The sequence below is a fragment of the Arthrobacter sp. UCD-GKA genome (genome assembly GCF_001863355.1).
Classification (GTDB): Bacteria; Actinomycetota; Actinomycetes; order Actinomycetales; family Micrococcaceae; genus Paeniglutamicibacter.
Genome location: NZ_MOLR01000010.1, coordinates 51,024 through 68,695, shown reverse-complemented (window position 1 = coordinate 68,695; position 17,672 = coordinate 51,024). Strand labels below are relative to the sequence as shown.

Genomic DNA, 17,672 nt, shown 5'->3' with positions numbered 1-17,672 from the left:
AAACCCGTCCGGAACGAAGGCGGCGGGAATGCGTGAAGCAAATGAAGCCGTGCTGCCGCGATAAGCGGTAGATGGTTGGCGATGAGCGGCAAGCGGTGAACGGATTGTTGTCACAAATGGACAGTGACTGATCAGTTTGTCACGATCTATTCATGTCAATTGATCGAAACGTACAACCAAAGCCCGGACTGGATGCCGAAGAGCGCAGCGCAAAGATTGCCGTGACGCTCTTCCCGCTGCTGGTCCTGGCCGGCGGGGCGTTCGCCCTGTTCTCCCCGGAAACCTTCAGCGGATTCTCCAAGGCCATCAACCCCTTGCTCATGGTCATCATGTTCGGCATGGGCCTGACCTTGACGCTTCCCGACTTCGCACTGGTCGTGCGCAAGCCGCTGCCGGTGCTCCTGGGCGTGGTGGCGCAGTACGTGATCATGCCGCTGCTGGGCCTGGGCATCTCCATGTTGCTGCAGCTGCCCCCGGCCCTGGCCGCCGGTGTCATCCTGGTTGGTTGCGCACCGGGAGGCACCTCCTCGAACGTGGTGACCTACCTGGCCAAGGGAGACGTCGCGCTCTCGGTGACCATGACCTCGATCTCCACCCTGCTGGCACCCATCTTCACACCGCTGCTGACCCTGTGGCTGGCCGGACAGTATCTGCCGGTTGACGCCGGGTCGATGGCCAAGTCGATCGTGCAGATCGTGCTCATCCCCGTGGTCCTGGGCCTGGTGCTCCGCGTGATCCTGCCGCGCCTGGTCGCCAAGGTGCTGCCGGCCCTTCCCTGGGTCTCGGTCATCGCCATCACCGGCGTGGTGCTCATCGTGGTGGCCGGAAGCGCCGCCGCCATCTTCAGCGCAGGTGCGCTGATCCTGCTGGCCGTCATCCTGCACAACGCCGGCGGTGTGGCCCTGGGCTACGGAACCGCGAAGCTGTTCAAGCAGCCCATCGCCACGCGCCGCACCATGGCCATCGAGGTTGGCATGCAGAACTCCGGCCTGGCCTCGGGCCTGGCCAAGACGTACTTCACGCCGGAAGCAGCACTTCCTGGCGCGGTGTTCTCGGTCTGGCACAACCTCTCCGGTGCGGTCATTGCCGCCTACTGGCGCCGCAGCAGCGCGAAGAATGCCGAGCGCGAAGCCGCCGAAGCGGAACTCGTGGCCAAGTAATCAACAAAGGCACGAAGTAAGGCACGGTGTTTCGCGCTGAGCAATCATCGCGAAACACCGTGTCTTTTCATCGCAGATGGTTGTGCAGTCGTGGAACGGGCGGCCCGCGTTGCAGCCCAATTTGTCCTTTGACGAGACCTGAGCACTTGAGTTTTCGGCAATCTAAGCGCGTCCTGAACCTTTTTGCGGGAATCGTTGGCCATCCCGGCAAGGACGTCAGTCAGACTAGACAGGCTGTCTAAGCTTGGTGGCAGGCCCACCAACCTGGGGAATAGGAGCAGCGCCACCCATGAACATCCCTCGACCGCGCATAGCGTTTCTACCCAATACACCTGACGCGAGGCTGCTGGCGGACCTCACGAGTCACGCAAGCGACCTTTCAGAAGCCTCGCATACCCTGGGCGAGGCCTTCGCGGCGGGTGAGGGTTCCGGCTTGTGGTTGCCACTGACGTCGCACGCGGTCACGGCATACGTCCGCCCATTTATTCACTCCAATGTCCGCACCCGCCTTGACGAAATGCCTGGCATCCCGGCCATGTCGTCCGCTCTCAAAACGGTGCACGACACCATTCGCAAGTATCGCAACACCACCATTGCCCACTCGCAATCGGACCTGGCCGTGCCGCTCCCCGTTGCCATCCTGGACGCCGAGGGCCTGGCGGTCGAAGTCAAAGGCGTATCCATCATTCATCAGATGCCACTCATCCTTGCCGAACGCTTCTCCTGCCTGGTTTCTTCGATGGAGGACGTCGTCGACCAAGCAACCCAGCCGGTTCTGGAGCGTCTGTGGGCTTGGCTGAAGGACGAGACCGCGGATACTATTCGCGATTGGGCGAAACCGGAGTTTGCCCACGCCACCGACGAGGACTTCACCGCAGCACAAAAAAGAACAAGGACGCCCAGTTTCACGGCCTACTGGCACGTTGAACAATCACCAGACGGCGAGCAGCCACACGAACCCCCGTCGGACTAACGCTCATCAGGCCGATCTGTCATGTGGGACAGAACGCGGGTAGGTATTGCGTCTATCAGAAGGTCCGGCTGCAGCGTCACTCGTCCCCAACCCCAGACATCTAATAATGCTCTTTCGGCTCCAGGGGAACTGAGGAACATACGTGCATGTGCCAAGCGCAGCGGCCTCGGAAGTCCCATTCCGAGCCAAGGACCCCACCGCAGCGCAGCTAGTTTTCCGTTGAGCATCCCCATTGAAAGTCAGCGCCTCGCGATGGCCAAGGTCCCGATCGCACTGGAGATAGGGTGATCGGCGCGAGTGGCCCAATGCCCGGCATCTTGGTTCATTCGATGCCGTCGTCCAAGACCGTGGGCTTCACCGGGTTGCCCTTGTCGTGGCGTGAGCGTGCGCGCCCATAGGGGCTGCGTGAGTTCTGCTTCCACCACCACCAGTCGGCGTGCGAGGCGGCCCGGCGCAGCAGGTCTGCACTGAGCGGAGCAAACCCGCTGGCGACCAGTTCCCGGTGGATGTCCTCGGCTGCGCCATAGGTCATGGACTTCCACTGCTTGCGGCTGCGCACGCCGTGGCGGTGGTCCTTGCACCATGTGTTGAGCCTGTCAAACAGCTCTGTCCCTGTGTCCATGGTTGATACTCCTTGCGACTCGGGAATTCCGAGCCAGGGCTTTTGTGGTTCCTTCCTGTGCCGGCGCACGTTGGTTACATGCTGATTCTCGGCCGGGCAGTGGCCGTTATGCAAGGACAACATCCCCGGACCACACACCGAATTGGTTCCACGTGCCACATCCGCCTCGGGTCTAATCGTTGCCCGGTGCGCCGCGGAAGGATCCAAATAGAGGAAGGGAACCAACGCTGCACCACACCCGGGCCGAAGCGCGCCATTGATAAAGCCCCAGCCAAAGGCCATGATCAGGGCAAGGCCGCGATCAGTTCACGTGTCCGGGGAAGGATTCGACGAACTGCAATGCTTTGGCCCCGCGCACATCGGGCCGGGCCGAAACACGCTCAGGTCCGAGGCGACCCGAATTCCATGGAATTGTGCAGGACAACCCGAAGGAGACACCGTGACCACCGCAGCGAACAGTGAACGGCCCGAAGGCGAACCCGTCTCCCTCTGGGTGGCCACCGGCGGAACCACCGATTATCCGCCCCTGCGCGGAGACATGGAGGTGGATGTCGCGGTGATCGGCGGAGGCATCGCCGGGTTGGCCGCGGCTCTGGCGCTCAAGCGCGCCGGCCGGAGCGTAGCCGTCGTTGAGACCGCCCGAGTGGGAACCGGGGTCACCGGCCACACCACCGGCAAGGTCACCTCCCTGCAGCGGCTTGCCTACACGGGACTGCGCGAGAGCCACGGCATCGATACGGCCCGAGCCTACGGCCAGGCCAACGAGGCGGCGTTGCGCCACATCGCGGAGGTGGTGGCGGCCGAAGGCATCGACTGCGACTTCCGCCGCGTCGCCAACTACACCTACGCCGAATCCGACGACGCGCTGGCGAAGGTGCAGGCCGAGGCGGAGTTGGCCAAAGAACTGGGCCTTCCCGCCGCGTTCACCACCGAGGTGCCGCTGCCCTTCGACGTCAAGGGTGCCGTGCGGTTTGACGGGCAGGCGCAGCTCCATGCCGTGAAGTACCTGCAGGGACTGGCCCGTGCGGTCCACGGGGAGGGCAGCTTCGTCTTTGAGCAGTCGCGTGCCCAGGACATCCAGGATGGTTCCCCGTGCGTCATCACCTTGGAGAGCGGCAGCATCAGGGCAAATGACGTCATCGTCGCGACCAATGTGCCCTTCGGCGACCACGGCCGTTTCGATGAGAGGTGTTACGTCCACCGTTCCTACCTTGTCGCCGGACTGATCGATTCCGCACCGCTGGATGCCACGTTCATCAGCGTCGATGAACCCATGCGTTCCATCCTGACGGTCGCCGTGGACGGCAAGAACTACATGCTCGCCGGAGGGGAAGGCCACCGGGCCTCGGAACCGGGGGACTCGGCCGAACGGTACCGCCGGCTGGCCACGTTCACCCGCGAGAGGCTCGGAGCGGCAAGCATCGCCTACCGGTGGTCGACGCAGGACGGCATCCCCGTCGACGGACTGCCCTACGTCGGTCCCCTTTCACCCGGGGCCCGGCACCTCTACGTCATCACCGGGCTGCGCAAGTGGGGGCTGACCAATGGGACGGCCGCGGCATTGATCCTCGCCGATACCCTCATGGGCCGGGAAAACCCGTGGGCCGCAATGTTCAACAGCAACCGCGACCTCCCCGAGGGCACCAAGGAAGCGTCCGCCCGGCGGGACCCCGTGGCAGCTGATGCCGGCCCTGCTGCGGAACAGGCCGGCATCCGCAGCAGCGAAGAGCTGGCACCCGGGCAGGGTGCGGTCATCGAGGCCGGGGGCGAGAGCACTGCCGTCTACAAGGATGCCCTCGGCGGCCTTCACGCCGTCTCGGCCATCTGCACGCACCAGGGGTGCACCGTGGAATTCAACCCCGCAGACACCACTTGGGACTGCCCCTGCCACGGCTCCCGCTTCACCACCGACGGTACCGTCATCCAGGGCCCTGCCGTCAAGGCGCTCCCGGCCCGGACTGCACCCTGAACCGGTGCCGGGGACCAGCCTGTGTAGTCGTTTAGCCTTCAAACGGTGCAGGCAGCATATCGCGGTGCGGAACGATGGACACGACTTCCAAACGAGGGTCTTGGTGCAACGCCCGGAACAAATCGGGCGAAGCGGCCATGACCAGGGAATCCGGATACAGTCCGGTGCCCCAGGCAAAGGAATGGTTGGGATCCTCGACGAAATCCGGGACCCGGTCGCGTACACCGCGGAAGAGGATTTCCTCGAGGCAAAGGACTTCGTGGAGGTATTCCTGGCCGTAAAAGTTGCTGGTCGTGGCCCCGGGTGTGAAGGGCCGCGAGCGCCCGACCCATGTGCGGGTTTTCAGCGGAAAATCCGTGCCCAGGTGTGCACTCAGGATCTCACTCAGGGCAGCGGCAGTTTCCCGGTCCAACCGGCCCAAGGGGGCATCAGGTGCATCGGCGTCCGGATGCTCCTCCAGATACGCGCTCCACAGCTCGTTGCAATCCGCCGAGGCCTCCAACCCGGCCCCGGGCGGAAGCAAGGATGACCACCGGCGAGGTTCCTCGTGATTGTCGTATGCGGGCAGGAAGAGGCGCAGCAGGTGCAGCGAACGGAATTCCTCGCCGATGTACTCACGGGCCAGCATGGAATTTTCCTTTCCTGGGAAGGGAACCGGGATGCAAAAAGGTTTCGCGGTGCCGGAAAACTCCCCGACACCGCGAAACCAATTATTGCCGTGCTGGTTGCTACCTGACGTAGGCGTCGTTCGGGTAGCGGATCCCCAGCTGGTGGCGGATCCCGTCGAAGATGGCCATGGTGTTCACCGAGTGCTCCCACGGCATGGTGGGGGACTCGTTCAGGCCCTCCTGGATGCAGCGGGTCGCTTCGCGGAACTCGTAGGTGTAGTTCGCGCCCACCGGCTCAAAGACCTCGGTCCGCGCCGGTCCGTTGACCGGGTGGATGAAGAGCTTGGTGGGGTTGTGCAGCGGGGCATTGGTGCCCAGCCAGCCACCGGTGCAAGCCACCCGTGCTTCCTTGGTCGGCGAACTGGTCAGCGAAACCATCAGCTGCGCGTGGCGCACCCCGGAGTAACCCAGGGTGATGGCGGTCTGGATGTCCACACCGTCGTCGTTGAGGTCGCTGCTGGCCTGCACCGAGGTCGGGAAGCCCATGGCCCCGATGGCCCAGGTGAGGGGGTAGACCCCCATGTCCAGCAGCGCGCCGCCGCCGGCCTCCGGGTCATACAGGCGCCAGGTCGGGTCGTAGGGGGCCAAGAATCCCAGGTCCGCCTGGACCCAGGACGGGTCTCCGAGCTCGCCGGACTCCAAGATCTCCATGGCCCGGGCGAATGCGGGGGTGAAGCGCGACCAGACGGCTTCCATCAGGAACAGGTCGCGTTCCTCGGCCTCGGCGACCAGGGCGCGGGCCTCGGCGGCGTTGATGGTCAAGGACTTTTCGCACACCACGTTCTTGCCGGCCCGCAGCGCGGCCATGGCGATCTCGAAGTGCTGCCCGTGGGGGGTGCCGATGTAGACGGCCTCGATCTCCGGCTCGGCAAACATGGCCTCGTAGGAGCCGTAGGCCCATTCGATGTCATGCTTGTCGGCGAACGCGCGGGCGCGTTCCTCGCTGCGGGAGGACACCGCAATGACGTTGGCGTCCTCCAGGGACTGGAGATCTGCAATGACATTTTCAACAATGCGCCCGGTGGAGACAATGCCCCAGTTCAGCGAGCGGCCCGTGGCCCTGATTGGTGAGGGGGCGCTTGAATGGGCGGCGGGTGGTGCCTGGATGTAACGAACCATCGTAAGTGTGCTCCCTATGCAGTATTGGGCTGGGTGGGTGGACCTAACGTGCGGCGTTTGCCTCACGGTGCTTGGCCGCCAGCACCAGGTAGTGGGCGGCGTTTTCCTTCAGGGATTCGACTTCCTCGTCGCTGAGCTCGCGGCGCACCTTGGCCGGAACCCCGGCAACCAGCGAGCGCGGCGGTACCTGGGTGCCCTCGAGCACCAGGGCACCGGCGGCAACCAGGGAGTTCTCCCCGATGACCGCACCGTTCATGATGGTCGCGCTCATGCCGATGAGGCAGTCGTTGCCCACGGTGGCCCCGTGGACCACGGCCGAGTGACCCACCGAAACGCGCTCGCCGATGGTGCAGGGGAATCCTGTGTCGGCGTGCAGCACCACGTTGTCCTGGAGGTTGGTGCCCTCCTTGACGGTGATGGTGTCGGAGTCCCCGCGGGCCGAGACGCCATAGAAGGCGCTGACATTTGCACCCAGGGACACGTCCCCGGAAAGCGTTGCGGTTGGTGCCACGAAAGCGGTGGGATCGACGGACGGGGTTACTGAATCAATGGTGATGATGTGGGCCATGGCACCCACTCTAGCCGGTGCCCTGCGGGTGCTTTGGTTGCGCGACACGACGTTGTCGATGGCGTATGCGGGACCGGGGAGACCGTGCCGGGGCCATGGGCCCAGGGAGCCTGCCCGGCCGGTAACCGGAGGGCCGTGCCCGGTCGGGCGGATGCGCGGGACCGGTGCGTGGTGGCCACTTCACGGGGCAAGCAGATAGTGTTGATGCTTGGCTCCGCACCATGGGACTGCAGGGTATTTCATGGGGATCGGACACAGCAGAACAGGAGCAGCCGGGACAATGTGGCCGCAGCACAAGGTTGAGGTTTACGAGCGGATGGTCGCAGAACTCCGGCGCACCCTCGAGGGGCAGTCGCAGGGCATCCCGCCCCAGGTCCGCGAGCGGTTGGAGGGAATCATCCAAGGCGCGGTCCGCACCATCGAAACCGGCGCCGAAATCGTGGCGGTGGGTCTCCCGGACCTCGCACCTGAGACGGTCGAGTTGGCGCCGGTGGATTCCGCAGTGGCCGAGCCCGTGGTGGCTGAACCTGAACCGGCTGAACCCGCCCCGACCGCCGCCAAGCCCGCCGTCGATCCCTTCCGACATGGTGCACACGCCGAGGCCAACAGGCTGGCCAAGGCCAGGCAGCTGGCCCGCTGGCTCTGGGACCGCAACATCACCGGCGAGCAGGTCCTGGGCTTCACCAACAAGTGGCGCAACAAGATTGCCCGGGCGGCCGGCGTCAATCCGCCCTCCACGCTGGAAACCTGGACGGTCGCGGTGGACCTGATGGCGCGCATGGAAGAACTGGCCGCTTCCGGGACCCAACCGGATGCCAGCGAGCGTCACCACCTGGACGAGCACGAACAGTGGGCCACCGAAAGCTAGCCGGGGCGGATGCCTGCTCGTCCAGGCGGAACGTTGTACACCACGCCCCGCCTGTCGCGTGCGGAATCGCCCGGTTCGCCGGTGGCATGATGAACCCATGAGCGAAAACGAAGATCCCATGCTGCGTTCCGTCGAGCTGACCCGCACGGCAACCGGCCGTTACACCGTGCGCAATGCCGCGGGTGCGGAAATCGAATTCGGCCACGGCGAAGGGCTGCTTAGCCCGGTGGAGTTGCTGTTGGCGGCGATCGCCGGCTGTTCGTCGATCGACGTGGACACCGTCACCGCCCGCAGCGCAGAGCCCACGTCATTCAAGGTGGCGGCCACCGGCCGCAAGGTGGTTCAGGACGGCGCCAGTCGGTTGGACGGGCTGCACCTGTCCTTCAACGTGGAATTCCCCGACACGACCGAAGGCCAGAAGGCCGCGGGCATGGTCGAACGCCTGGTGGACCTCTCGCACGAGAAGTACTGCACGGTGTCACGGACGGTGGAACGCGGCACTGCCGTCACGAACGAGGTCCACGTGGGGCTCGGGGACAACGGGCAGCCAGGACAGCCGTAGGGGCACCACCAGCGGACAGCACCCAGCCCGGTGCGTCGCTGTCCGGCAACCCGAGGCCGCATCGGGTGCCCCGCCGTGCCTGCCGGTTCGTGGCGGACAGTGCCTGATGCGCTGCCCGTGTTTGCCCCTTTCCGTCCCCTTGGGGTGGGGTGCGCCGTAGGAAGGTGAGCCTGTCCACGCTGGCAAGGAACCCCTAAACCGTCGAGGATGGTGGTGGGGAACATTTCCCCTGTCTACATACAAAGGTGAGATTGACCCGTGGGCCTGATGAAACGTTATCCGCTGGTGGTGGCAACACTCGTGGTGCTGGCCGGCACGCTGCTGTTGCTTCCGTTCGGGATGGGCGAGGCCGCGCGCTGGATCGCGGGCATCTTTGCCCTGGGGGTCGCGCTGCAGCTGGGCTGGGGCATGGTGAAGGATATTGCCCGGGGGCACTGGGGCATTGACATCCTGGCGTTCACCGCCATCCTGGCCACGGTGTTCGTGGGGGAATGGGTCGCGGCACTGATCATCTGCCTGATGGTCTCCGGGGGCGAGGCCTTGGAAGACCATGCCCAGGTCCGCGCCACCCAATCGCTTTCCGAGCTCATGGACCGGGTGCCAACCCGGACCCGGCTCATGGACGCCGCCGGGAACCTCACCGAGGTGCTGGTGGAGGCGGTGACCGCGGGGGACGTGCTGCTGGTGCGGCCCGGGGAAGTGTTGCCGGTGGATGGGGTGCTGCTTGATGGCGAGGCCGACTTCGACGAGTCCTCGTTGACCGGTGAATCGCTGCCGGTGCAAAAGCTCGCGGGGGAACGGCYGATGTCCGGTTCCGTGAACGGGAACCGCGCCATCAGCATGCGGGCCTCTGCAGGTGCCGCCGACTCGCAGTACTCGCGCATTGTCGAACTGGTCCAGGAAGCCTCAAGCTCTCGGGCGCCGATGGTGCGCCTGGCCGACCGCTATGCTGTCCCGTTCACGCTGCTGGCCTACGTCATTGCCGGTGCGGCGTGGTGGGCCAGCGGGGACCCGGTGCGTTTTGCCGAGGTGCTCGTGGTCGCCACGCCCTGCCCGTTGCTGATTGCCGCACCGGTGGCCTTCATGGGAGGGATGAGTCGCGCGGCCAAGGGAGGAATCATCGTCAAGGACGGCGGCACCCTGGAAAAGCTTGCCGCGGTGCAATCCGTGGCCTTCGACAAGACCGGGACGCTGACCCGGGGCACCCCGGAACTGCGCGGCGTCAAGCCGGTGGAAGGGTTCGGTGCCGATGAGCTCCTGGGCCTGGTGGCCGCCGCTGAGCAGTACTCCTCGCACGTGCTGGCCGCCTCGATCGTGGCCGCCGCCGGGAAGCGCGCGCTGCCGATCGCCGAGGTGCAGGATGTCAGCGAGGAAGCGACCCATGGAGTCAGCGCCCTGGTGGGCGGGCGCCGGGTGCTGGTGGGCAAGCCGGCCTGGGTGGCGTCGCTGGCCGCCGGGGTGGTGCGCCGGGAGCTGGGTCCGGGGGAGTCCTCCGTCTACGTTGCGGTGGATGGCGTCTTTGCCGGGGTGCTGCTGCTGGCCGACGAGCTGCGCGAAGACGCAGGAGCGACGCTGGAGCGGCTGCGCGCATTGGGCGTGAAGGAAATGCTCATGCTCACCGGCGACCAGCAGGCCACAGCCGACCACATCGCCGCGGAGATCGGCCTGGACACGGTGTACGCCGAGTGCCTGCCCGAGGACAAGGTCGTGCACGTGCGCAAGCTGGAGCACCGCCCGGTGATGATGGTCGGTGACGGGGTCAACGACGCCCCGGTGCTGGCCGCGGCAGATGTGGGCGTGGCCATGGGGGCTCGCGGCTCGACCGCCGCCTCACAAAGCGCCGACGTGGTCATCATGACCGAGAACATCTCCCAAGTGGCGCACGCGGTGCGGATCGGCAAGGACACCCTGCGCATCGCAGTGCAGTCCATCTGGCTGGGCATCGTCTTCTCCGTGGTGCTGATGCTGGTGGCCGCCACCGGGGTGCTGCCGGCGGTGGCGGGGGCGCTGAGCCAGGAGGTCGTGGACCTGGTCGCGATCCTGTCCGCTCTGCGTGCCCTGAAGGGCGGACGGAAGAAGAAAGCCCCGGTGAGCCGGCCGGCACCCGCTGGATCGACAGTGGTGCGCTGAACCTGGCCGCTACACGGAAGCCACGGGAAGTCTTGTGCGGATTCCCTGCCCGGCCCGGCGTGCCAGCAGCGCGTCATGGACAAAGGGCGCGTAGCCGGCCATCATCATCAGCGCGAAGGCGACCAGCGGCAGCGCCGTGTTGAGCATCAACACGATGCCCAGATGCAGGCAAGCCCCGACCAGAAAAGCGACCGGGCGCAGTTTGGGGATCCACAGAGCCACCGAGAGAAAGAGTTCCGCGCAGACACTCCCGATGGCCAGGGCGGGCAGCAGGCTCACTGGCACCGGGACCCACTCGCGCAGGTGGTGTCCGATGACCTCACCGGAGAGGTACTGCTCGTTCAACTTGGAAACGGCGGTGAACGCGTAAACCGTCGTGATCTGCACCTTGAGCAGAAATGCCGGCCAGTAGGGAACCTGCAGCACCCTGTTCCAGGCACCGGGCCGAAGCGTCTTGTGTGCCCCGCTGCAGGACAGACAGAAGGCCAATGCCGCCTGCAATACCAAGTGGTTGCTGAAGGCCTGCTGATCCGCGCCCAGTGCAGCCACCGAGGTGGCACAGACCAGGATCATCGGCAGCCGCCCGGCAATGCCCAGCACCGCGCCAAGGCCGGCGACCAGGGCCACGGCGAACATACCCAGCACCGCCTGTTCCCCGATCCGGGGCAGCTGTTCGAAATACGGCATGGCCAGCCGCTCCCCGCCGGCGACCAAGGCCAGGACCACGAACCATTCGGTGGCCACGATCAGGGAGGCGAGCCCCACAAGGATTCGGCCGATGGCCAGCGGACGGGCGTCGATGGTGCCGCTCATGATCCGGGACATGGGAATTCCTCCTCGCGATGCGGGGTTTCGCTGGACATCCGCACGGAGACCACGTCGTCGCGTGTACGGCAGAGGAAATCCGCGACTGGTGCGAAGTAGTCGATCTCGATCCGAAGCCCGGACACGATTTCACCCATGGGCACGTCTTCGGTTGCCCCGTTGGTGGTGAGAACCTCGATGGTTGGAAGGGAAACATATCGGGCGTACATGTGCCAGCCGAAACGCTGTGCCTGTTCCGTGCCCCCGATGGCCAGCAGGGGGACCAATACCATCAGGCCGGTTGCTGCGGCGACAGTTGCGGCACGCAGCATCTTCCTCGCCCGCGATGGCGGCGCGGCACCGGCCATGGCCTGATCCGGACCGCCATTGTCGCCACGGTGCGTGCTTGCGTGTTTTCCCCCAACATCCCCCAATGTCATGCTTCGGAGTCTAGCGGCAGCTGCACGGTTCTGTCAGGGCCTTGGGGAAGTTCACCCGAATCCGTTTGATTGGATGGGTCCGTGCAATTTCCAGAAGGTTGCCGGCGGCCGTTTGGGGAGTATCAGGTGCAGGACGTCGTTGGCCACCCCGCCGGTTACTGCAAGCTCCAAGGACTTGAATGACATCCAAAAAGCAGCAGGCCGCAATCCAGCCGAGAGTCATCGGCGCTTTGTCCCCGAATGTCTCCTGGCCCTGGGACTGTCGTATTTGACGGGGCCAGGTGCCCCAGAGATTTGTGGAGTCTTCGAAAGCCGGCACAGTCCCCCCGATGCTGCAAGAGTATGGGCCTGCAGCAGGAAGAAATCCTGCTGCAGGCCCATAACTCTTGGAGGAACCCTGTTCGCTAGGAGAACACCACGGTGCGGTAGCCGTCGAGCATGACCCGGCGCTCGGCATGCCAGGCCACGGCACGGGTGAGCGTGCGTCCCTCCACGTCGCGACCCATGGCCACGAACTGTCCGGCAGTGCGGGCATGGTCCACCCGGATGACCTCCTGCTCGATGATCGGGCCTTCATCCAGATCCGCGGTCACGTAGTGGGCGGTCGCACCAATCAGCTTCACGCCGCGGGCGTGGGCCTGGTGGTAGGGCTTGGCCCCCTTGAAGGAGGGAAGGAACGAGTGGTGGATGTTGATGGCCCGTCCGCTCAAGGCGCGGCACAAGTCGTCCGAGAGGATCTGCATGTAGCGGGCCAGCACCACCAGCTCGATGTTGTGCTCGTCCACCAGCGCCAGCAACTGTGCCTCGGCATGGGCCTTGGTCTCTGCGGTGACCGGGATGTGGATGAATTCGATGCCATGGAAGTCGGCCATGGGCTTCAGATCAAGGTGGTTGGATACGATGACCGGGATCTCCACCGGCAGGGTTCCGGCACGCTGGGCAAAGAGCAGGTCGTTGAGCGCGTGGCCTTCCTTGGACACCATGATCAAGGTCCTCACCCGGGACCCGGCCGCGGTGATGCCCAGTTCCATGCCGAATTCTTCGCGAACCGGACCCAGCGCGTTGCGCACAGCGTCAATGTCCTGGGCCGTGGCCACGGCGATGCGCATGAAGAAGTTGTGGGTCTCGGGGCTTTCGAATTGCTGCGACTCGGTGATGTTGCAACCCGCGCTCAGCAAGGCTCCTGAAACGGCGTGGACGATGCCCGGACGGTCGGGACAAGACAGGGAGACAATGAATTCGTTGGTGGTCACGTATTCACGCTACATGCAGGTATCGCCGTGGCTGAATCCGGTGAAGGGAATGCGGACGCAACTATCGGGAATCGGCGGTGGCGGTATCGGCGGCCGCAGCTTCCTGGAGCCTGCCGGCGGCAACCGCTGCGGCCCGCCCGGCCCGGGTCGCCCCGATGGTGGACGCCGAGGCGCCGTACCCGACCAGGAACAGGCCCGGGACCTTGGGGACAGACACCGAATCCTCGCCCATGAGGATCCCGCCGCCGGGTTCGCGCAGGCCCAGCGGCGCCAGGTGGTCAAGGGAAGCCCGGAACCCGGTGGCCCACAGGATCACGTCGATCTCCTCGGTGCTGCCGTCGGAGAAGGTGACCGAGCGGGCAGAGAGCGAGTTGATCGCACCGCGGGAGACCAACACCCCGGAATCGATGCCCGCCTGGTAGAAGTCGGTCAGGGGGAGGCCCGTTACCGAGACCACGGACAACGGCGGCAAGCCGGAACGGGTACGGGCATTGACGTTGTTCTCAACCTCGATGCCCCACGCCTTGTTCTGTGGCGCTTCCCTCCACTGCGGCGCTCGCCGGGTGGACCATAGGGTGTCGATGCCCAGCGTGGAAAGCTGCAGCAGGAACTGGGCGGCGCTGGTTCCCCCGCCCACCACCAGCACGCGTTGTCCCAGGAACTCCTCCGGTGCCGTGAAATTGCGGGTGTGCAGCTGGCGGCCGGTGAATTCGCGTTGCCCGGGGTAATACGGCCAATACGGCTTGTCCCAGGTTCCGGTGGCATTGATCACCGTGGCCGCGCGAATGGCGCGTCCGTCGGTGGCAGTGATCGTGAATCCGTCCTCGAGGGAACCCGTGACGTTGCGCACCTTGAACGGACGGACCACCGGCAGGGCAAAGGCCAATTCGTAGGCCCCGTAGTACCGGGCAACCACTGCCGAGGCCGGCTCGCGGGGATCGGGGGTTGCAAGGTCCATGCCGGGAAGCGAATGCAGCCCGTGGGCACGGTCAAAAGTCAATGAATCCCAGCGGTGGCGCCATGCCCCGCCCGGGCCGTCGTTGGCGTCCAGCACCACGAAGTCCTCATGGGGAACAAGGCCCTTGCGCCGCAAATGGTGGGCCGCCGAGAGGCCTGCCTGCCCGGCACCGATGACGACCGTGCTTATTTTCCTGCTCATGGACCGCATTCCCGGGTCCCTCCTTCAAGGACATATCAGTTGAAGATTCAACGTTCTTAGCGTGTAACAGTCCCAAACATGGTCCTATTCCGACTAATATCGAAGGGTGTCGCGACTGGCGTTGGGTGGGGTGAACCACCGGGGAACGGCACATGAGCTAACCACGGACCGCGCGCCTGGGTCCGGGGGTTGAATGTTTCGCAATGTGTACCTGCCCGAAGACCAACCCTCACCCACTGGAGTTCAACATCATGAGCAAGAATCCCGTGACCAACCAGTCCCTCGCAGAGCTCGATCCGGAAATCGCCGAAGTCCTCAGGCTTGAGCTGGGCCGCCAGCGCGACACCCTGGAAATGATCGCCTCCGAGAACTTCGCCCCGCGCGCCGTCCTTGAGGCCCAGGGTTCGGTCCTGACCAACAAGTACGCCGAGGGCTACCCGGGCCGCCGCTACTACGGCGGCTGCGAGCACGTGGACGTGGCCGAGAACCTGGCCATCGAGCGCGTAAATACCCTCTTTGGCTCCAAGTTCGCCAACGTCCAGCCGCACTCCGGCGCCTCGGCCAACGCCGCGGCCCTCTCGGCCATGATCGAACCGGGCGACAAGATCCTGGGCCTGTCCCTGGCCCACGGCGGACACCTGACCCACGGCATGAAGCTGAACTTCTCCGGGAAGCTCTACAAGGTTGCTGCCTACGAGGTCGATCCGGAAACCTTCCGCGTGGACATGGTCAAGCTCCGTGCCCAGGCCATTGCCGAGAAGCCGCAGGTCATCATCGCCGGCTGGTCCGCCTACCCGCGCCAGCTCGACTTCGCCGAATTCCGCGCCATCGCCGACGCGGTCGGTGCCAAACTCTGGGTCGACATGGCCCACTTCGCCGGACTGGTCGCAGCCGGACTGCACCCGAACCCGGTCCCGTACGCCGACGTGGTCACCTCCACCGTGCACAAGACCCTTGCCGGCCCGCGCTCGGGACTGATCCTGACCAACGATCCGGATTTGGCCAAGAAGATCAACTCCAACGTCTTCCCCGGCCACCAGGGCGGACCGCTGATGCACGCGATCGCCGGCAAGGCCGTGGCCTTCAAGATCGCCGCCGGCGAGGAATTCAAGGAACGCCAGGTCCTCACCCTCGAGGGTGCCAAGATCCTGGCCGAGCGCCTGACCGCCGAGGATGTCACCGCGGCCGGCGTCTCGGTGCTCACCGGCGGCACCGACGTGCACCTGGTCCTGGTGGACCTGCGCAACTCGGAGCTCGACGGCAAGCAGGCCGAAGACCTGCTGCACGAAATCGGGATCACCGTGAACCGCAACTCGGTGCCCTTCGACCCGCGCCCGCCGATGACCACCTCGGGCCTGCGCATCGGCACCCCGGCACTGGCCACCCGCGGCTTCGATGCAGGGGCCTTCACCGAGGTCGCCGACATTATCGGTGTCGCGCTGCGCGACGGGCAAAGCGCCGACAAGGCCGCCCTGGCTGCACGCGTGGACACCCTGGCCAAGGCCTTCCCGCTCTACGAAGGCCTCGAAGACTGGTAATCGGCCACTGGCCCCCAACTCGGCACGGCCGCCGCTACAGCGCGCGCCCGCAACCTCTTTCCTGAACGGAGCACCACCACCCATGACTGCACAGATCCTTGACGGCAAGGCAACCGCAAAGGCCATCAAGGCCGAACTGACCGAACGCGTCGCCGCCCTGGCGACACGCGGCGTCACCCCCGGCCTCGGCACCATCCTGGTCGGATCCGACCCCGGATCCACCTGGTACGTCGGCGGCAAGCACAAGGACTGCGCGGAGGTCGGCATCAAGTCGATCCGCGTGGACTTGCCGGAGGACACCACCCAGGAAGACCTGCTGGCCAAGGTCCGCGAATTGAACGAGAACCCGGAATGCACCGGCTACATCGTCCAGCTGCCGCTGCCCAAGCACATCGACCAGGACGTCATCCTCGAGGCCGTGGACCCGGCCAAGGACGCCGACGGCCTGCACCCGATGAACCTTGGCCGCCTGGTCGCCAATGTCAACCGCCCGATGACCTCGCCGCTTCCCTGCACGCCCAAGGGCTGCGTGGTGCTCCTGGAGCGCCACGGCATCGACCTCAACGGCAAGAACGTGTTGGTCGTGGGCCGCGGGGTGACCATTGGCCGCCCGATCGGGCTGCTGCTGACCCGCCGCGACATCAACGCGACGGTCACCCTGGCGCACACCGGCACCAAGGACCTGGCCAAGCACCTCGCCGAGGCAGACGTGGTGGTTGCCGCAGCGGGGGTGCCGCACATGATCAAGGCCAAGGACCTAAAGCCCGGCGCGATCGTGCTGGACGTGGGCGTCTCGCGCGTCAACGACGAGAATGGCAAGGCCGTTGTCACCGGTGACGTGGAGCCGGCGGCCTACGAGGTGGCCTCCTGGATCTCCCCGAACCCGGGCGGCGTGGGTCCGATGACCCGTGCCATGTTGCTGGCCAACGTGGTCGAGTCCGCGGAGCGCGCGGCCGGACTGTAACCAGGTCCGCCACAGAACGGCAACGGCCCGTGTGCGGTTCCCTTTCAATCGAAGGGAACCACACACGGGCCGTTTGTTTTTCCGGAAACGGTGTCCGGGTCCCTTGCGTAGGATTGCTCCATGATCGCCGACACCGCTTCCGCCACTCGACGCACCGTCCCGGAGCGCATGCGGTGGGTCGTCGGGATGCTGGTGTTCGCCGCGGTCTGCTACGCGGTCTTCGGCTGGTTGTATGACCGGGAACTCCGCGATGCCTCGGGCAACAGGCTGGTCTTTTACCTGGGTTGGCAAGACGGGGAATTCGCGGCCTTGGCCTTCGTGCTCGGGGGATTGGCCATCGGCGCGGTGTTGCTGCTGCTGGTCGGGCCGCCGGTTGCGCGTATCCGGAACACCGCAGTCTTTGTCATTGTGCRGTTGCTTCTCTTTGCCGTGGGCCTCGTGCTGTTCCTGTTCTGGGCTCTGGCCTGCCTGGTCATCATGATGGGTGCCGGAATGGGCTCGATGGATCCGGTCACCGCCCCGGACGGCAAGCAGGTGCTCCTGGAGCGAAGCGTGGCCGATGGAGACATAACCTCCGTCTGGGTTCCGCACTCTCGGTTCATGTACGCGGAACTTTCTGACAGCAGCTTCCCGACCGAGACATTTGTCGAGAGCGAGGACTGCGCCCTGGAAACCAATTCCGAGCCTTGGGTCCTTTCCTGCCAGGGAATTGAAATGGTTCTCTAGCGTAACCGCTGACCTTAATCGTTACCTCTGACGCCCTTTGTATGTTTCAGGGGTCGGTTTAATTCGCCTGTTCGCCGTACCCGGAAGCAGAATCATTCCCAGTACACAAGCTCGGATCCGGTAGATGATTCCTCGGTGCAGGTATCCCC

Annotated in this window: 17 protein-coding genes and 1 riboswitch; of the genes, 9 read left to right on the top strand and 8 right to left on the bottom strand. The window is 65.2% G+C overall.

Annotation, left to right across the window (positions count from 1 at the left end; translation table 11 throughout):
* Positions 1–152: 152 nt before the first annotated feature.
* Together BLJ79_RS16950 and BLJ79_RS16945 are read left to right on the top strand one after the other, a co-directional pair.
* Positions 153–1,160 (top strand): bile acid:sodium symporter family protein, encoded by a 1,008-nt coding sequence (locus BLJ79_RS16950; RefSeq protein ID WP_071215951.1) that lies wholly within the window; start codon positions 153–155, stop codon positions 1,158–1,160.
* Between the two features lie 289 nt (positions 1,161–1,449).
* A complete protein-coding gene (locus BLJ79_RS16945) occupies positions 1,450–2,133 on the top strand; it encodes a hypothetical protein (protein WP_071215950.1) in 684 nt (227 codons plus the stop codon).
* 322 nt (positions 2,134–2,455) lie between these two features.
* Here the strand turns inward: BLJ79_RS16945 and BLJ79_RS16940 are convergent, their stop codons facing one another.
* Positions 2,456–2,755 carry a hypothetical protein gene (locus BLJ79_RS16940; protein ID WP_071215949.1) on the bottom strand — a complete coding sequence of 100 codons (300 nt, stop codon included), beginning with the start codon at positions 2,753–2,755 and terminating at the stop codon, positions 2,456–2,458.
* 439 nt (positions 2,756–3,194) lie between these two features.
* Between BLJ79_RS16940 and BLJ79_RS16935 the strand changes: the two genes are divergently transcribed.
* A complete protein-coding gene (locus tag BLJ79_RS16935) occupies positions 3,195–4,724 on the top strand; it encodes an FAD-dependent oxidoreductase (protein WP_071215948.1) in 1,530 nt (509 codons plus the stop codon).
* Positions 4,725–4,755: 31 nt separating this feature from the next.
* Here BLJ79_RS16935 and BLJ79_RS16930 read toward each other — a convergent pair whose 3' ends face one another.
* From BLJ79_RS16930 to BLJ79_RS16920, 3 genes are all read right to left on the bottom strand, one after another.
* Positions 4,756–5,352, bottom strand: a complete 597-nt coding sequence (locus BLJ79_RS16930; RefSeq protein WP_071215947.1) for a hypothetical protein — start codon at positions 5,350–5,352, stop codon at positions 4,756–4,758.
* Between the two features lie 100 nt (positions 5,353–5,452).
* Complete coding sequence (locus tag BLJ79_RS16925) at positions 5,453–6,511, bottom strand: Gfo/Idh/MocA family protein (protein ID WP_071215946.1); 1,059 nt, start codon at positions 6,509–6,511, stop codon at positions 5,453–5,455.
* A 43-nt stretch (positions 6,512–6,554) separates the two neighbouring features.
* Positions 6,555–7,079 carry a gamma carbonic anhydrase family protein gene (locus BLJ79_RS16920; RefSeq protein ID WP_071215945.1) on the bottom strand — a complete coding sequence of 175 codons (525 nt, stop codon included), beginning with the start codon at positions 7,077–7,079 and terminating at the stop codon, positions 6,555–6,557.
* Positions 7,080–7,395: 316 nt separating this feature from the next.
* On the opposite strand from BLJ79_RS16920, the gene BLJ79_RS22560 reads away from it, so the two are divergent.
* The 3 genes from BLJ79_RS22560 (at position 7,396) to BLJ79_RS16905 (ending at position 10,639) form a co-directional block, all read left to right on the top strand.
* A complete protein-coding gene (locus BLJ79_RS22560) occupies positions 7,396–7,947 on the top strand; it encodes a hypothetical protein (RefSeq protein ID WP_139194930.1) in 552 nt (183 codons plus the stop codon).
* Between the two features lie 97 nt (positions 7,948–8,044).
* Entirely contained in the window at positions 8,045–8,509 is a 465-nt protein-coding gene (locus tag BLJ79_RS16910; RefSeq protein WP_071215944.1) for an OsmC family protein, read from the top strand.
* A 267-nt stretch (positions 8,510–8,776) separates the two neighbouring features.
* Positions 8,777–10,639, top strand: coding sequence for a heavy metal translocating P-type ATPase (locus tag BLJ79_RS16905; RefSeq protein WP_071216074.1), 1,863 nt, complete (start codon positions 8,777–8,779; stop codon positions 10,637–10,639).
* Between the two features lie 9 nt (positions 10,640–10,648).
* On the opposite strand, the gene BLJ79_RS16900 is transcribed toward BLJ79_RS16905, so the two are convergent.
* The 4 genes from BLJ79_RS16900 to BLJ79_RS16885 form a co-directional block, all read right to left on the bottom strand.
* Entirely contained in the window at positions 10,649–11,464 is an 816-nt protein-coding gene (locus BLJ79_RS16900) for an HTTM domain-containing protein (RefSeq protein ID WP_071215943.1), read from the bottom strand.
* Positions 11,449–11,811: a hypothetical protein gene (locus BLJ79_RS16895; protein ID WP_139194929.1), complete on the bottom strand. Its 363-nt coding sequence runs from the start codon at positions 11,809–11,811 to the stop codon at positions 11,449–11,451. Before BLJ79_RS16895 ends, BLJ79_RS16900 begins: the two co-directional genes overlap by 16 nt.
* Before the next feature lie 476 nt (positions 11,812–12,287).
* Positions 12,288–13,136, bottom strand: coding sequence for a formyltetrahydrofolate deformylase (gene purU / locus BLJ79_RS16890; RefSeq protein WP_071215941.1), 849 nt, complete (start codon positions 13,134–13,136; stop codon positions 12,288–12,290).
* A 61-nt stretch (positions 13,137–13,197) separates the two neighbouring features.
* Positions 13,198–14,304 carry an NAD(P)-binding domain-containing protein gene (locus tag BLJ79_RS16885; protein WP_071215940.1) on the bottom strand — a complete coding sequence of 369 codons (1,107 nt, stop codon included), beginning with the start codon at positions 14,302–14,304 and terminating at the stop codon, positions 13,198–13,200.
* Positions 14,305–14,396: 92 nt separating this feature from the next.
* Positions 14,397–14,484, top strand: a riboswitch (ZMP/ZTP riboswitch).
* A 62-nt stretch (positions 14,485–14,546) separates the two neighbouring features.
* Here BLJ79_RS16885 and glyA point away from each other — a divergent pair.
* The 3 genes from glyA to BLJ79_RS16870 all read left to right on the top strand — a co-directional run bounded on the left by glyA (position 14,547) and on the right by BLJ79_RS16870 (position 17,523).
* Positions 14,547–15,833: a serine hydroxymethyltransferase gene (glyA, locus tag BLJ79_RS16880; protein ID WP_071215939.1), complete on the top strand. Its 1,287-nt coding sequence runs from the start codon at positions 14,547–14,549 to the stop codon at positions 15,831–15,833.
* An 82-nt stretch (positions 15,834–15,915) separates the two neighbouring features.
* Positions 15,916–16,797, top strand: coding sequence for a bifunctional methylenetetrahydrofolate dehydrogenase/methenyltetrahydrofolate cyclohydrolase (locus BLJ79_RS16875; protein ID WP_071215938.1), 882 nt, complete (start codon positions 15,916–15,918; stop codon positions 16,795–16,797).
* Between the two features lie 120 nt (positions 16,798–16,917).
* Positions 16,918–17,523 (top strand): hypothetical protein, encoded by a 606-nt coding sequence (locus BLJ79_RS16870; protein ID WP_071215937.1) that lies wholly within the window; start codon positions 16,918–16,920, stop codon positions 17,521–17,523.
* The last annotated feature ends 149 nt before the right edge of the window (positions 17,524–17,672 follow it).

What these genes read in the sequence shown, in the direction of transcription:
- BLJ79_RS16950 (WP_071215951.1), top strand. Translation starts at nt 153, where the DNA reads ATGTCAATTGATCGAAACGTACAACCAAAGCCCGGACTGGATGCCGAA.
- BLJ79_RS16945 (WP_071215950.1), top strand. Translation starts at nt 1,450, where the DNA reads ATGAACATCCCTCGACCGCGCATAGCGTTTCTACCCAATACACCTGAC.
- BLJ79_RS16940 (WP_071215949.1), bottom strand. Translation starts at nt 2,755, where the DNA reads ATGGACACAGGGACAGAGCTGTTTGACAGGCTCAACACATGGTGCAAG.
- BLJ79_RS16930 (WP_071215947.1), bottom strand. Translation starts at nt 5,352, where the DNA reads ATGCTGGCCCGTGAGTACATCGGCGAGGAATTCCGTTCGCTGCACCTG.
- BLJ79_RS16925 (WP_071215946.1), bottom strand. Translation starts at nt 6,511, where the DNA reads ATGGTTCGTTACATCCAGGCACCACCCGCCGCCCATTCAAGCGCCCCC.
- BLJ79_RS16920 (WP_071215945.1), bottom strand. Translation starts at nt 7,079, where the DNA reads ATGGCCCACATCATCACCATTGATTCAGTAACCCCGTCCGTCGATCCC.
- BLJ79_RS22560 (WP_139194930.1), top strand. Translation starts at nt 7,396, where the DNA reads ATGGTCGCAGAACTCCGGCGCACCCTCGAGGGGCAGTCGCAGGGCATC.
- BLJ79_RS16910 (WP_071215944.1), top strand. Translation starts at nt 8,045, where the DNA reads ATGAGCGAAAACGAAGATCCCATGCTGCGTTCCGTCGAGCTGACCCGC.
- BLJ79_RS16900 (WP_071215943.1), bottom strand. Translation starts at nt 11,464, where the DNA reads ATGTCCCGGATCATGAGCGGCACCATCGACGCCCGTCCGCTGGCCATC.
- BLJ79_RS16895 (WP_139194929.1), bottom strand. Translation starts at nt 11,811, where the DNA reads ATGGCCGGTGCCGCGCCGCCATCGCGGGCGAGGAAGATGCTGCGTGCC.
- BLJ79_RS16885 (WP_071215940.1), bottom strand. Translation starts at nt 14,304, where the DNA reads ATGCGGTCCATGAGCAGGAAAATAAGCACGGTCGTCATCGGTGCCGGG.
- glyA (WP_071215939.1), top strand. Translation starts at nt 14,547, where the DNA reads ATGAGCAAGAATCCCGTGACCAACCAGTCCCTCGCAGAGCTCGATCCG.
- BLJ79_RS16875 (WP_071215938.1), top strand. Translation starts at nt 15,916, where the DNA reads ATGACTGCACAGATCCTTGACGGCAAGGCAACCGCAAAGGCCATCAAG.